The 14,894-nt window shown below is 65.5% G+C and carries 11 protein-coding genes; 4 read left to right on the top strand and 7 right to left on the bottom strand.

Annotated elements, in window-relative coordinates; genetic code table 11:
• Positions 1-36: 36 nt before the first annotated feature.
• Positions 37-357, bottom strand: a complete 321-nt coding sequence (locus P6U29_RS07210; RefSeq protein WP_407116963.1) for a hypothetical protein — start codon at positions 355-357, stop codon at positions 37-39.
• A 144-nt stretch (positions 358-501) separates the two neighbouring features.
• Here P6U29_RS07210 and P6U29_RS07205 point away from each other — a divergent pair, with 144 nt between their 5' ends.
• Together P6U29_RS07205 and P6U29_RS07200 are read left to right on the top strand one after the other, a co-directional pair.
• Positions 502-1,410: a PaaI family thioesterase gene (locus P6U29_RS07205; RefSeq protein ID WP_407116962.1), complete on the top strand. Its 909-nt coding sequence runs from the start codon at positions 502-504 to the stop codon at positions 1,408-1,410.
• Between the two features lie 67 nt (positions 1,411-1,477).
• Positions 1,478-1,843, top strand: a complete 366-nt coding sequence (locus P6U29_RS07200) for a hypothetical protein (RefSeq protein WP_407116961.1) — start codon at positions 1,478-1,480, stop codon at positions 1,841-1,843.
• 191 nt (positions 1,844-2,034) lie between these two features.
• Here P6U29_RS07200 and poxB read toward each other — a convergent pair whose 3' ends face one another.
• The 3 genes from poxB to P6U29_RS07185 form a co-directional block, all read right to left on the bottom strand.
• A complete protein-coding gene (gene poxB, locus P6U29_RS07195; protein ID WP_407116960.1) occupies positions 2,035-3,771 on the bottom strand; it encodes a ubiquinone-dependent pyruvate dehydrogenase in 1,737 nt (578 codons plus the stop codon).
• 103 nt (positions 3,772-3,874) lie between these two features.
• On the bottom strand, positions 3,875-4,507 hold the full coding sequence (locus tag P6U29_RS07190) for a 2-dehydro-3-deoxy-6-phosphogalactonate aldolase (RefSeq protein ID WP_407116959.1): 633 nt from the start codon (positions 4,505-4,507) through the stop codon (positions 3,875-3,877).
• Positions 4,508-4,520: 13 nt separating this feature from the next.
• Entirely contained in the window at positions 4,521-5,435 is a 915-nt protein-coding gene (locus P6U29_RS07185; protein ID WP_407116958.1) for a 2-dehydro-3-deoxygalactonokinase, read from the bottom strand.
• A gap of 218 nt (positions 5,436-5,653) precedes the next feature.
• On the opposite strand from P6U29_RS07185, the gene P6U29_RS07180 reads away from it, so the two are divergent.
• The gene (locus P6U29_RS07180; RefSeq protein ID WP_172788468.1) at positions 5,654-6,751 is read left to right on the top strand and encodes an LLM class flavin-dependent oxidoreductase; all 1,098 of its coding nucleotides are present in this window, start codon (positions 5,654-5,656) and stop codon (positions 6,749-6,751) included.
• Between the two features lie 57 nt (positions 6,752-6,808).
• Positions 6,809-7,363: a flavin reductase family protein gene (locus P6U29_RS07175; RefSeq protein ID WP_407116957.1), complete on the top strand. Its 555-nt coding sequence runs from the start codon at positions 6,809-6,811 to the stop codon at positions 7,361-7,363.
• A 98-nt stretch (positions 7,364-7,461) separates the two neighbouring features.
• Here P6U29_RS07175 and P6U29_RS07170 read toward each other — a convergent pair whose 3' ends face one another.
• The 3 genes from P6U29_RS07170 to P6U29_RS07160 form a co-directional block, all read right to left on the bottom strand.
• Positions 7,462-9,315, bottom strand: a complete 1,854-nt coding sequence (locus tag P6U29_RS07170) for a sigma-54-dependent Fis family transcriptional regulator (RefSeq protein WP_407116956.1) — start codon at positions 9,313-9,315, stop codon at positions 7,462-7,464.
• Positions 9,316-9,519: 204 nt separating this feature from the next.
• Positions 9,520-12,825, bottom strand: coding sequence for a carboxyl transferase domain-containing protein (locus P6U29_RS07165; RefSeq protein ID WP_407116955.1), 3,306 nt, complete (start codon positions 12,823-12,825; stop codon positions 9,520-9,522).
• Positions 12,826-13,020: 195 nt separating this feature from the next.
• On the bottom strand, positions 13,021-14,703 hold the full coding sequence (locus tag P6U29_RS07160) for a methyl-accepting chemotaxis protein (protein WP_407116954.1): 1,683 nt from the start codon (positions 14,701-14,703) through the stop codon (positions 13,021-13,023).
• Positions 14,704-14,894 lie beyond the last annotated feature (191 nt).

The raw sequence follows: 14,894 nt of genomic DNA, 5'->3' as shown, positions 1-14,894 counted from the left end.
CACGAAAAGTGACGTAAAGCCGGATGGCTGTCAATCTCAGTTCTTCACTGCCGGAATGTCTTCCGTTGCCGGCTGCTGCTGGCCCTGCTTGTACATCGCCAGCGCCTTGTCGAGCGCTTCGCGCAGCGCCAGCGCTGCGGCCACGCTGCAACGTAAGTGCGCGGTCTGGACCACGTCGACCCTCACGGCGGCGCCGACCGGCATCAGCAGGTTTGCGGCGAGCTCGATCTGGATCGCGCCGTTGTGGTGGCCGAAGCAGGAGGCACCGTCGAAATAGATGATCGGCGCCCGTTCGGCGCTGGAGGTCGAAATGGTGACGGGCCCCTGGGCGGTCGAGGGCGTTTCGGGATCGGCCATGGGCACTCCTTACGGCTAGGCGAACGAACGAAGCCCCACCATCGTCGCTTCGGACCGCCCTGTCGAGGCCAAACCGCCCGGGGCCGACCAGCAACGCCCATTCGGGGTTTTGCGCGGCGCCCGGCGCTGGTCTAGAACATCGTCATGCCCACTCCGCCCGCCACTCTCCCCTTTGTGGAACTCGCCGAAGCCATCCAGGGCCGCCGCTCCGATTACGGCCATATCAGCGGGCTTCAGCTCGATCGCTTCGCGCCGGCCGAGGCCTGGTCCAGCCTGCCCTACCGTCCCGTCTTCGTCGGCGACACCGAGACCGGCGTGCTGCATGGCGGTGTCGTCACCGCGATGCTGGACGAGAGCTGCGGCATGGCGGTGCAACTCGCGCTCGACGGCACGCGGGCGATTGCAACCCTCGACTTGCGTATCGACTACCAGAAGCCGGCAACGCCCGGTCTCGACATCAGGGCGCATTCGGTGTGCTACCGCACCACGCGCTCGATTGCCTTCGTTCGCTCCACCGCCTATCAGGAATCCGAGGACGATCCGGTCGCCACCGCGACCGCCTGCTTCATGATCGGCGCCAACCGCACCAACATGCTTGCCGACCGCCGGATGGATGCGCGCACCATCCCGACGCTCGAGGCGCCGGAAGATCCGGACGGCCCCTTTGCGCGCAGCCCGTTCGCGCGCGCTCTCGGCATTCGCGTCAACGACGACGGCACGCTGACGATGCCGTTCTCGCCGAAGATCATCGGCAATCCGATCCTGCCCGCGATCCACGGTGGCATGACCGGGGCCTTCCTCGAGACCACCGCGATCGTCGGTGTGGCGCGCGAGCTTGGCGCTGCCGCCCCGCCCAAGCCGATCGGCCTCACCGTTAACTATTTGCGCTCCGGCCGCGCGCTCGACACGTTTGCCGACGTCTCGATCGTGAAGCAGGGCCGGCGCATCGTCGCCTTCGAGGCACGCGCCTGGCAGGACGATGCGAACAAGCCGATCGCCACCGCTTTCGGTCATTTCATGCTGCGCCCGACGCCGGGAAGGGACGAGGAATAAGCGTATTTTGACTTGACGACCGCGGTTCCGGCCACAACGATAGCGCGTCCCCGCGAGAGGTATTGGATTGCGGCATCCACTCGACATCGTCGCCATGTTCGCCGCGCTCTGGCTGCTGGCATCGATGGTGCTCGACGCGCTGACGCCGAAGGAGCTGACGGCGGTGATGATCGCGGTTGCGATCGGTCCCGCCATCATCATCACCGCCGTGTTCTACTATTTGCGCTGCCCGCGAACGGACTTTGCGGTCATGTTTGCAGCGCTGTGGCTGATCTCTGACATCGCCATCGCCTTCATCTCGCCGAAGGAGCTGCCGCACTTCCTGATCGCGCTCGGCTTTGTGCCGGCGCTGCTGATCGGCATCGTGCTGCATTGGCAACGGTTCCAGCGCCGCCACGCGCGGCTGCCCCTGCCGTCGGCGAAGCGGGGCTGAGGAAGACGCTGCCGTCTTCACCTCTCCCCGACGGGGAGAGGTCGGATTGCGCAGCAATCCGGGTGAGGGGCCGCGGAAATCAGTGAGACTATGACCCCTCACCCGGATCGCATTCTCAATGCGATCCGACCTCTCCCTTCGGGAGAGGTGTATCGAGTTCTCGGCTCTTGCCGTACCAACCTCGGCACGCCTTAGCGCGGCAGCAAGTTCGTCTTCGCAAGGTCGAGCACCTCGTCGCCACGTCCGTTCATCACCGCACGCAACACCCAGAGGCTAAAACCCTTGACCTGCTCGGCCGTGATGGTCGGCGGCATCGACAGCTCCTGCTTGGCGGTGACGACGTCGAGCAGCGCCGGCCCATCGTGCGCCAACATCTCCTTCATCGCGCCGGGGAGCTCGCCGGGATCCTCGATGCGTTTCGCGAAGACACCCATCGCGCGCGCCATCGCGGCGAAGTCAGGGTTCTCCAGATCGACATTGGTATCGACGAAGCCTGCCGCCTTCATCTCCAGCGCAACGAAGCCGAGCACGCCGTTGTTGAAGACGACCACCTTCACCGGCAGCTTCATCTGCGTCAGCGTGATGAGATCGCCCATCAGCATGGTGAAGCCGCCGTCGCCCGAGAGCGAGATGACCTGGCGGCCGGGCTGTGCGGCCTGCGCGCCGATCGCCTGCGGCATGGCGTTGGCCATCGAGCCGTGCACGAAGGAGCCGATCAGCCGGCGCCGGCCGTTCATGTCGAGATAGCGCGCGGCCCACACCGTCGGCGTCCCGACATCGGCGGTGAACACGGCATCCTCAGATGCGTGGTCGCTGATGACTTTTGCGAGATATTGCGGATGGATCGGCTTGCTTCCGGGCATGCCCCGGGCGAGCGAGTCCAGACCTTCGCGCGCCCTCCTGTAGTGCGCGATGGCATCGTCAAGATGCCTGCGCTGCGTTTTGGTCTTGAGCAGCGGCAGCAGCGCCTCGATGGTGAGCTTGACGTCGCCGGCGAGGCCAAGTTCGATCTTGCAGCGCCTGCCGAGATTTTCCGGGCGGATGTCGATCTGCGCGATCTGGCAGTCGGTCGGGAAGAACTGCTTGTAGGGAAAATCGGTGCCGAGCATCACCAGCGCGTCGCAAGCGTGCATGGCGGCATAGCCAGAGGAGAAGCCGATGAAGCCGGTCATGCCGACATCGTAAGGATTGTCGTACTCGACATGTTCCTTGCCGCCGAGCGCATGCACGATCGGGCTCTTGAGTGCTTCGGCGAGCTGCATCAACGGCGCATGCGCGCCGGCGCAGCCGCGGCCGCAGAACAGGGTGACGCGCTCGGCGCGGTTCAGGAGGTCCGCAAGCGCCTTCAGCTCATCGGGCTGCGGCTCGACCTTCGGCGCAGCCAGCGTAAGCCCGCGCGTCGTCGACAGCGCGCGCCTCGGCGGGCTGCGGAATGCGACATCGCCGGGCATGGCGACGACGGCGACACCGCGCAGGCCGACCGCTGCGCGGATGGCGTTCTCCAGCACGTAAGGCAGCTGGCTCGGGTCCGAGACCAGCTCGCAATAATGGCTGCATTCGCGGAACAGGTTTTGCGGATGCGTCTCCTGGAAATAGCCGCCGCCGATCTCCGCGGTGGGGATCTGCGCCGCAATCGCCAGCACCGGAACGCGGCTGCGATGCGCATCGAACAGCCCGTTGATCAGATGCAGATTGCCCGGGCCGCAGGAGCCCGCACACACTGCAAGGCTCCCCGTCATCTCTGCTTCGCCGGCCGCGGCGAAGGCCGCAACCTCTTCGTGGCGAACATGGATCCATTCGATCGTGCCGCGGCGGCGCAGCGCCTCAGTCAGCGCATTCAGACTGTCGCCGACGATGCCGTAGATGCGTTTGACGCCGGCCTGCTCGAGCGTTGCCACGAACAGATCGGCCACGTTGTTGATCGCCATGTCGGTCTCCTGCTTCAGCCATTCGCATGTGCACGATGCGCGAGCATCGCGGCACCGCGAAGGACAATAAGCTATGACACGATCAAGGCTTGTCTGTTCCGGCTCACTTTTTCGCAATCGCCCGATCGTAGGCCGCGACTGTCACCTTTGCGCGAGCTGCGACATCGGCTGCACTCATGCCGGGCTTGTAGAGGCTGGAGCCGAGGCCGAATGCGGTCACACCACCGTTGATGTACTCCGCAAAGTTCTGATCGGAGACGCCGCCGACAGCGGCGATCATCACGCCTGATGGCAGCACGGCGCGGATCGCGGCAATGCCGGAGGCGCCGAGCACGCTCGCCGGAAAAAACTTTAAGCTCGACGCGCCGCATCGCGCGGCGAGCAGCGCTTCGGACGGCGAGAACACGCCGGGCATCGTGATCATGCCGTGCTGATGCGCGCGCGCCAGCACCTCGGTGTCGACATTGGGCGAAACCATCAGTCTGCCGCCGACGTCGTTGAGACGATCGACATCTGCCGTGGTCAGCACCGTGCCGGCGCCGATCAAAACGCCTGATGGCGCCTGCTTCACCGCCATTGCGATCGAGCGGAATGGATCCGGCGAGTTCAGGGGAATTTCGATCGCAGTCATGCCGGCCTCGATCAGCACGCCAAGGATCGCCTCGGTCTCCTCGGGCTTGACGCCGCGCAAGATCGCGACCAGCGGCCGCTTCATCGGCGGAAAGAGAACGCTCATCTCAAGAATCCTTCTACTTCGTCCAGATCGCGGCAGCCGCCATCGACAGACCGCGGCGGACGGCTTCATCCGCATCGACCGACCTTTGGGTCACCGACAGCGCCTCGAAAGCCAGCCGATACAGCATCGCAAGCCGCCCCGAGGCAATCAGCTCGACACCCGCTGGCGGCACGGCGCCGGAGAGCCCTGCCGCCAGCTCGACGCCGATCAACGTACCCGACAGCGTCTCGCGCGCCGCGGCCGGCGTGCCGCCGAACAGAAGCTGGCGCGACCGCGCGGTGAACAGAAGGTTGGCAGCGAAGGCTGGGGCGTCGAACGCGGCCTTCACGGCCGCTTTGAAGCTTGCGACATCGTCGGCGTCATCGGCGCCGGCGACCGCGAGCGACAGGATGGTCTCGCGCGAGACGACACTGAAAAGCTCGCCGGTCATGAACGTCGAAAAGTGCTCGACAATGCCATCCTTCACGCGGACCCATTTCGAATGCGTGCCGGGCATGCAGACCAGCGCCTCGCCGGCGGCATCGAGGCCGAGCGCGCCGAGCAATTGCGTCTCCTCGCCGCGCATGACGTCCGGCGCCTTGGCATCGCGCTGTGCGATGCCCGGCAGGATGCGGATGTCGCGCGCCTCGCCCGGCACGCACACGGCCTGTTTCAGAACGGCAGAGAGCGGCGCCGGCGTGTCGACATAGCCGGCCTCGACCCAGCCGGTGCGGGCACCGGCCATGCCGCAGACGAGCACCGGCAGATGATCCGGCGCTTGGAGCGCCGCAAGATGCGCTTGCAGCACCGCGGGAAAACCAGCCTTGGACGCGGCCAACATGCCCTCGCCGCTGCGGCGCTCGGTCAGCACTTGACCGGCGCGATCGATCAGCCAGAGGCGGAAGCTGCTGGTGCCCCAGTCCACTGCAACATAGGCTGGTTCGGTCATCTCAACGCGTATCCTTGTCTCACCGCCAAGACGCCGTCTCGCGACAATGAGACAGCGCCTTGCAAATCCGTCCCGGGATATCGGCTATTGCCGCCGTAAACCAGCCTTTTCTCGCGGGTCCGCGGCGCCGCCCATGCTGGCACACCGCTTGCTGAAGCATCTCCACTCACGTCCGTGAACCGCGCAACAAGACGCGTCAACATCAGATGAGGAAACCCATGGAGATCGGCTATTTCACGATGCCCTCGCATCCGCCGGAGTGCGGCCTGAAGGAAGGTAACGACTGGGACCTGCAAGTCATGCGCTGGCTCGACGAGCTCGGCTATCAGGAGGCCTGGGTCGGTGAGCACCACACAGCGCCCTGGGAACCCAATCCCACGCCGGACCTCTTGATCGCGCAGGCGCTGATGCAGACCAAACGCTTGCGCATCGGGCCGGGTGGCTTCCTCTTGCCCTATCACCACCCGGCCGAGCTCGCCAACCGGGTCGCGATGCTCGACCATCTCTCCGAGGGCCGGCTCAATTTCGGCGTCGCGGCTTCGGGGCTGCCGAGCGACTGGGCGATGTTCAACGTCGACGGCATGAGCGGACAGAACCGCGACATGACGCGCGAGGCGCTGGAGATCATCCTGAAGCTCTGGACCGAACCTGCACCCTTCACGCACAAGGGCAAGTACTGGACGGTGACCAAGCCGGACACGATGTTCGACTTCCTCAAGCCCCACATCAAGCCGCTGCAGGCACCGCATCCGCCGATTGGCGTCGCCGGGCTGTCGAAGAACTCGGACACGCTGAAGCTTGCCGGGGAGCGCGGCTTCATCCCGATGAGCCTCAATCTCAACCCGGCCTATGTCGGCAGCCACTGGGACTCGGTCGAGATCGGCGCCGCCAAGACCGGGCGCAAACCGAACCGGCAAGACTGGCGGCTGGTGCGCGAGGTGTTCGTTGCCGACACCGATGAAGAAGCCTGGAAGCTCTCGACCGGCGACATGATGGGCCGGATGATGAGCGAGTACTTCCTGCCATTGCTCGGCCATTTCGGCTTCAAGGACTATCTGAAGCACGCACCCGACGTGCCCGACAGCGACGTCACCGTCGAATATTGCGCCAAGCGGAACTGGATCGTCGGCTCGCCCGCGACGGTCGCCGAGAAGATCGAGAAGATCTACGACGAGGTCGGCGGCTTCGGCGTGCTGCTGGTGTTCGGCTTCGACTACAAGCACAAGGCCGAAGCCTGGCATCACTCGCTGTCACTGCTGAAGAACGAGGTGATGCCGCGTCTTGCGCATCTCGGCTCCGCGAAGAAGGCGGCTTGACCCGATGCGGGTGCGGCGCGATCGTTCCGCACCCGCATTCATTTGGGAGATTTCCGCGTGTCCGTGGACGCAAAGGATTTCAAGCAGGCGATGCGCCAGTGTGCCGGCGCCGTGGCGCTGGTCACAGTCGGCGCGGAGCACGGCAAGCGCACGGGGCTCACAGTCACCTCGGCCTGCTCGCTGTCGGACAATCCGCCCTCGCTGATCGTCTGCGTCAACCGCAATGCCAGTGCGCACGCGCGCATCCGCGAGGAAGGCGCCTTCGCAATCAATTTCCTGCACGAGGATCACGCGATGCTGGCGCTGACTTTCAGCGGCCAGAAGGGCATCAACGGCGACGATCGCTTTGCCTTCGGACAATGGACACGCGGCGCCACCGGCGCGCCGGTGCTGACGGACGCGATCGCGGCATTCGACTGCGTGCTGGCGCAGGAGTTCGAGACCAAGACACATTCGATCTTCGTCGGCGAGGTCCGCGGCGTGTCGCATTCGGATGCGGCCAAGCCACTGGTCTATCTGCGGAGCAGTTTTCATACGCCCCACGAAATCCGCGAGACAGTTACAGTCGGCGACCTCGATTCGCGGCATCTGAGCTGGTCGGATTTTTCGTAAGGAAGCGCGCTGCGTCCGCAGACGAGATACGTCCCCTCGCTCCGCTTGCGGGGAGAGGCGAAACCCGCCTCGCCGCTCGATTTTCTCTGAAAGTCAGCCTATTGCTCCGTCTCGATCTTCAGCTGCTTGATCTTGCGATACAGCGTCGCACGGCTCAGCTTCAGTGCACGCGCCGCCTCCGTCACGCGGCCGCCATGCTGGCGCAGGGCTTCCACGATCGTCGCGCGCTCGGCTGCCGCGAGATCCGGCTCCGCCCTCCCGCCAAACGGCGGCAGATCGAGATCGGCATCGGTAATCACACCGTTCTCCGCCGTACAGCCGGCGAGCCGTAGCACGTGGCGGAGCTGGCGCATGTTTCCGGGGAACGGATAGGCCGCGAGCTGCGACCAGGCCTCGTCCGACAGGCGGCAATTCGGCGCCTCCTCGCGCGCGATCTGGCGGATGATGTCGCCGCGGTCGGCACGCTCGCGCAAGGCCGGCAGGTGCACCTCGAGGCCGCGCAGGCGGAAATAGAGGTCGGCGCGGAACGCGCCCTCTTCCGCCATGCGGCCGAGATCGCGATGGGTGGCGCTGATCAGGCGGATGTCAACGGCGACAGGCTTGAGCGCGCCTAGCGGCCAGACCTCACGGTTTTCCAACACGCGCAACAGGCGCGTCTGGAGCGCAATCGGCATGTCGCCGATCTCGTCGAGGAACAGCGTACCGCCATCGGCCTGCACGATCAGGCCCTTCGAGCCCTCGCGCCGCGCGCCGGTGAAGGCCCCGGCCTCGTAGCCGAACAGTTCTGCGTCGATCAGACTCTCGGGCATCGCCGCGCAATTCAGCGCGACATAATTGTTGCGCGCGCGATTGCTGGCCGCGTGGATGGCGCGCGCGAACACGTCCTTGCCGACGCCGGTCTCGCCATGCAGCAGCACCGGCAGATTGTGATCACCGATGCTCATGAGCCGCTTCACGCTTCGGATCAGACCGGGATCGCGCCCGGCGAGTCGATGCAGGGCATCGAACCGGCCACCAGGCGCATCGCGGCGCATCGCATGCGGTCTTGCACGCCGCGGCGGGGCAACATGCCCCTGCCCCAACGGACCGCCATCGGCCCGGCGCAGCTCGACCAACTCATCAGTACCACGCGCGGCATGATGATCGAATTTGATGTAGCGCGACAGATCGATGCCGGATGCGATCAGGCCATCGGTGAGGCCCAGCAGCGCGCGCGCCGAACGGCAGGCCCCGACGATGCGGCGGTCGTCGTCATAGGCGATGAGGCCACTGCCGCCGTCGCCGGGCACGGTGGCGATCCAGGCGTTGCGGAAATGGCCGCGGAAGATCGCGCCCTCTATCCGCCGCGTCGCCTCCATCGTCACCGCAAGCGCGAGCTGATGCGCGGCGCGTTCGAGATCCTCGCGGCAGGAGGTGATGTTGATCGCACCGGCGAGGCGTCCAGCCTGGTCGAACAGCGGCGCCACGGCACAGGAGAACATGTGCCACTGCGCGCGAAAATGCTCGTCGCGATGCACCAGGATCGGCTTCGCCTCCGCTAGCGCGGTGCCCAGTCCGTTTGTGCCCTCGAAGGTCTCGGCGAAATTGGAGCCGGTATAGATCTTCCAGTCCAGAAACATCTTTGCGTCGGCTTCGCCCGGCAGGCGGCTGAACAGCATGGTCGCGTTCGCATCCGCGAGATTGACGCAATAGCCGGCGTCACGCAGCACGCGGGCGAGATCCTCGAGCTCGGGCGTGGCGAGCCTGATCGTCTCCTCCATTGGTTCGGCGGCATGCCGGATTTCGGATTCGGTCAGCGTCTGCGGCGGGCCCTGGCGAGCGGGATCGAGCTTGTGATTGACGAGGCACCGCCGCCAGGAATTGGCGATCCGCGAAGAGGCGTCGACGTCGGCCACGTGGTTGGCAACGGACAAGACACGGGCGACATGGTTCGAGGCCGAAAGGCTGGCCATCGCGGACGTCTCCACCCTGTATTATTGTGCAAAGTCTGGCACCACAGGCGGGGATGTCAATCCGGAACCGGCTTCGTGGTCATTCCGGGGCGGCTCGAAGAGCCGAGCTCTGGTGCGCAATTGCGCACCTGAGAATCTCGAGATTCCGGGTTCGCGCTCACGCGCGCCCCGGACTGACGACGCATTGATTTTGCTGCACTGCCCTCACCACGTATCGATGCACGGCCGCTTCTTTGCCGTCCTCGCCGGCGGCTTCGGCACTGACCTAAGGCCCGCCATGATCCAGCGCCGCGTTTCGGCGGGATCGATGACGTTGTCGATCTCGAACACCGAGGCGATCGAGACCGCCTTGCCGTTGGCGTAAAGCTCGGCGACCTTATTGCGGTAATAAGTCTCGCGCTGCTCGGGATCGGCGATCGCCTCCATCTCCTTGCGGAAGCCGAGGCGGACATAGCCCTCCAGGCCCATGCCGCCGAACTCGCCGGTCGGCCAGGCCGCGGTGAAGAAGGAGGCGTGGAAGCCACCGCCGATCATCGACTGCGCGCCGAGACCGTAGCCCTTGCGCAGCACGATGCCGAACAGCGGCACGGTGAGGCTCGCGCCGGTGACGAACATGCGCGAGACGTGGCGCACGATCGCGGTCTTCTCCGCTTCGGGGCCAACCATGAAGCCGGGCGTGTCACAGAGCGAGACGATGGGAAGATCGAACGCGTCGCAGAGCTGGAGGAAGCGCGCAGCCTTGTCGCCGGCATCGGCATCGATAGCGCCGCCGAGATGGCGCGGATTGTTGGCGATTAGGCCGAACGGCTTGCCCTCGATGCGGATCAGCGCGGTGATCATGCCGACGCCGTAATCGCGGCGCAGCTCCAGCACGGAATTCTTGTCGGCGACGAGATCGATCACGCTGCGGATATCGTAGACGCGCAGGCGGTTCTCAGGGATCGCGCGGCGCAAGAGGCGCTGGTCGGCGGCTTCCCACTCTGTCACCGCGCCCTGGAAATAGGACAGATATTTCTGCGCGACGCGCGTCGCCTCTTCCTCGTCCTCGACCAATATGTCGATGACGCCGTTCGGCGACTGGAACGAGACCGGACCCACCTCGGCCGGGTGATAGACGCCGAGCCCGCCGCCCTCGATCATGGCGGGACCACCCATGCCGATCGAGGCGTTCTTGGTCGCGATGATGACGTCGCAGCAGCCGAGCATCGCAGCATTGCCCGCAAAGCAATAGCCGGAAACGACGCCGACGACAGGCACCAGGCCGGAGAGCCTTGCGAACTGCACGAAGGACGGGCCGTCGAGGCCGGTCATGCCGAGCCGGTCCGTATCGCCGGGCCTGCCGCCGCCGCCTTCCGCATAGAACACCAGCGGCACGCGCCAGTCTTCAGCGAGCGTCAGCATGCGGTCGATCTTCTTGTGATTCATGTGGCCCTGCGTGCCCGCGAGCACGGTGTAGTCATAGGCCACGACGATGCAGCGGCCGCCCTCGGGGCCGAACTTCTCGGCATTCACCGTGGCGACGCCCATGACCAGACCGTCGGCGGGCGTGTTCTTGATGAGGTCGTCGAGCTTGCGCCGGCGGCGCTGTGCCGCGATCGCAAGGCTGCCGTACTCCATGAACGAGCCTTCGTCGACGAGCTGCGCGACGTTCTCTCGCGCGGTGCGCTGGTTGGTGTTGCGGCGGCGCTCGACGGAGGCTGGGCGGTTCTCGTCGAGCGTATTGGCCTGGCGCGCGATCAGCTCGGCGAGGTCGGAGCGGATGTGATCGAGATCAATATCGGCTTCCGCCGCTGCGCTATCAGCTGCGACGTCGAGCGGCTCGAGATATAGGATCGGCTCGCCGTGCATCAGCGTGACGCCGTCGCCGACCATGAGCTTCATGACGCGCCCGCCCTGCTCGGCCATGACGAGATGCTCCATCTTCATGGACTCGATCACGGCAAGCTGCTGGCCAGGACGCACGATCTCACCCTCCTTCACCTGAATGGTGACGATGGTCCCTTGCAGCGGCGCCGCAACCATCACCGCGCCTTCGGGTACGACTTGCGCGACGTGCGCCTCAGCGGCGTGCATGCCGCTTCGATCGGTCGCAGCGAAGTAAAGCGGCTTGGCTGCGCCATCGGCAGCTTCGACGAGTTTTGCGATGTTGCGATCGATGAAATCGGTCGCGATGCGGTTGGTCCTGAAATCGGGATGCGCGAGCACCGCCTGGAGGAAGGCGATGTTGGTGATGACGCCGTCGATCCGGAACTCGCGCAAGGCGCGCGACGCCTTGGCGACCACGTCATGCCAGGCCTCGCCCGGCGTGTGCACGATCACCTTTGCTAGCAGCGAATCGAAGGCTGCGCTGGTCTTGTAGCCGGCATAGCCAAAACTATCGACGCGGACGCCTGGGCCCGACGGCGGCTCGAACACGGCAAGCACGCCGCCGGTCGGATGGGTCGCGCCGGTCTCGTCCAGCGTCTCCATGTTGACGCGAAGTTGCATGGCATAGCCGCGCGGCTTCGGGATCGAACCCTGCGCAAGACCCAGCGAGGCCAGCGTGATGCCTGCAGCGACCGCGAGCTGAGCGCGGACAAGGTCGAGCCCGAGCACCTCTTCCGTCACGGTATGCTCGACCTGGAGCCGCGGGTTAGCCTCGATGAAGGCAAAGCTGTCCTCAGCGGTGCCGTCGACCAGGAATTCGAATGTGCCGAGATTGTCGTAGGACGCGGCTGCCGCGAGCTGCTTCGCCGCCTCGATGATACGGCCGCGCAGGGGATCGCTCAGCGAGGGGCTCGGCGCCACTTCGATCAGCTTCTGGTGCCGCCGCTGGATGGTGCATTCGCGCTCCCAGAGATGGGAGATCGCGCCATGGCGGTCGCCAATGATCTGCACCTCGATATGGCGCGCCTGCCGGATCAGCCGCTCGGCATAGACGCCGTCGAAGCCGAAGGCCGCCTTCGCCTCCGACTGGCAGCGCGCGTAGGCTTCCGCGAGATCGGACGCGTTCTCCACCACGCGCATGCCGCGGCCGCCACCGCCGGCCATCGCCTTGATCACGATCGCCGCCTTGCCGCCGAGCGAGATGAAGAACGCGGTGATCTCCTCGAGGCTCGATGGGCCGTTGGTGCCGGCGATGATCGGCACGCCGCAACGTTTCGCCAGCTGACGTGCCGCAACCTTGTCGCCGAACAGCTCCAGCGCCGCGGCTTTCGGCCCGACGAAAACGATGCCCGTATCGCTGCAAGCCTTGGCGAACGCCGCGTTCTCGCTGAGGAAGCCGTAGCCGGGATGCACGGCATCGCAGCCGGCCGCCTTCGCCGCCCTCACCACCGCAGCGACATCGAGATAGGCCCGGGCGCCGCGGCCGGGGATTTCGATCGCTTCGTCGGCGACACGCACATGCAGCGACAGCGCATCGTCCGCGGGATGGATCGCGACCGTCGCGATGCCGGCGTCGGCCGCCGTACGCGCGATGCGAATGGCGATCTCGCCGCGATTGGCGATCAGGAGCTTCTTGAACAGCATACGGCGGTCTCCATGCCCGCGATGGCAGGCGCGGGTCGGCAGGTGCGATAATCCTGCTTCTTCACTTTAATCGCAGCCGTCAAGGGCGGGAAAGCCGGTCGCGATGACCGCTCCCGCAGGCCGGAATTTCGACCCGGCCGCACGCGCCGTGACGAGGCCGATTATCCGCGTCACGGCAGACAGGATCGACGACGATCAGGCCGCGCGCACACCCGCAACGAAGGCACTAACCTCGTTCTCGAGCGATTGCAGCTTCTGCGTCAGCCGGCCGCTCGATTGCAGCACGAGGCCGGCGGCCTGGCCGGTCTCCGCCGTGGCATCGGTGACCCCGGAGATGTTCTGCGAGATCTGGTCCGTGCCGGACGCTGCTTCCTGCACGCTGTGGGCGATCGCCTGGGTCGCCGCGCCCTGCTCCTCGACCGCGGCGGCGATCGACGAGGAGATCTCGTTGACCTCCATGATGGTGGCGCGGATGCTCTCGATGTTGCCGACGACCTGGTTGGTCTCGGCCTGGATCGCGGTGATCTGCGCGCCGATCTCGTCGGTCGCTTTCGCGGTCTGACTCGCCAGCGACTTCACCTCGCTCGCGACCACCGCAAAGCCCTTGCCGGCTTCGCCCGCGCGCGCCACCTCGATGGTGGCGTTGAGCGCGAGCAGGTTGGTCTGTGAGGCGATCTGGTTGATGAGGTCGATGACCTCGCCAATCTTGTGCGCGGCAGCGGCCAGCCCCTGCACCGTGTCGTTGGTGCGCTGGCCGTCGGCGGCGGCCTTGTCGGCGACGGTCGCGGCCTGTGCAACGCGCTGGCTGATTTCGGTGATCGAGGCCGACAGCTCGCCGGCGGCGGAGGCCACCGTCTGCACGTTGCTGGAGGCCTGCTGATAGGCGGTGGCGACGAAGCTCGCGCGGTCGCTCGCCTTGTTCGCGGTCTCCGACATGCCCTGCGCGGCCTGCTGCATCGCGCGCGCCTCGTTGAAGACGTCGCGCACCACGGCCTGGACGCTCGCCTCGAACTTGCCGGCGAGATCGGTCATTGCCTTGCGCTTCTCGCCGTCGGCCTTCTGCTTCAGCTCCTGCTGCTCGACATGCATCCGGCCGACTTCCGAGGCATTGTCCTTGAACACGGCGAGCGCCTTGGCGAGTCCGCCGACCTCGTCGCGGCGATCGGTGTAGGGCACGTCGAAGGCGCTGTCGCCGGCGGCAAGGCGCTCGGTCAGCGCGGTGATCCTGGCCAGCGGGCGGGTGACGCTGCGGCCGATCAGGAAGGAGGCTCCGAGCACCACGACCAGCACGGCGAGACAGATGTAGGCAAAGGTCATCGCGTTCTGGCGGAAGACGGCGTCGACGTCGTCGAGATAGATGCCGGTGCCGATGATCCAGCCCCAGGGCGCAAAGCCCTTCACATAGGAGATCTTCCCGACCGGCTGGTCAAAGCCGGGCTTCGGCCAGAGATAGCCGTAGAAGCCCGCGCCCTGCTTGTTGACGACGTCGACGAAGCCCATGAACAGCGCGTTGCCGGCGGGGTCCTTCATCCCGGAGAGATCCTTGCCGTCGAGCTCGGGCTTGATCGAATGCATGACCATCTTGGGGGTCATGTCGTTGATCCAGAAATACTCGACCTTGTCGTAGCGCAGGCTCTTGATTTCAGCCATCGCGCCGGCTTGGGCCTGCTCGCGCGAGAGTTTTCCTTCGCTCTCGAGCTTCTGGTAATGCGCCAGGATGCCATAGCCGACATCGACCATGTGCTGCGTCTTGGCCTGGCGATCGGCGACCATCTGCGCGCGCAGGGTCGAAAGCGCAACCGGCGCCAGCGCAATCATGCCGAGAAGGCTGATGCCGACAATCAGGACCAGCTTGAAACTGATGCGGGAGAAAATCATCGGTGCTCACAAGAATTGGAAGGGCTGTCATGCCAATTTATCCCAGGTCCCTTAGCAAAGCTTTAAGCATTCGGGTTCCCGTAATCCCAACAATTCCGCGAAGAGCGATGCCGGCATGCTGCGTACGGCGTCGAGGCAAGCGAGACTGACTGCATCAGAGATACGAACTCTTCCAATCTAGAACACCTCGA

Source organism: Bradyrhizobium sp. LMG 9283 (genome assembly GCF_045571415.1).
In the GTDB taxonomy this organism is placed as follows: Bacteria; Pseudomonadota; Alphaproteobacteria; order Rhizobiales; family Xanthobacteraceae; genus Bradyrhizobium.
The sequence above is the reverse complement of the archived record's forward strand: the minus strand, read 5'-3'. Positions and strand labels throughout refer to the sequence as shown.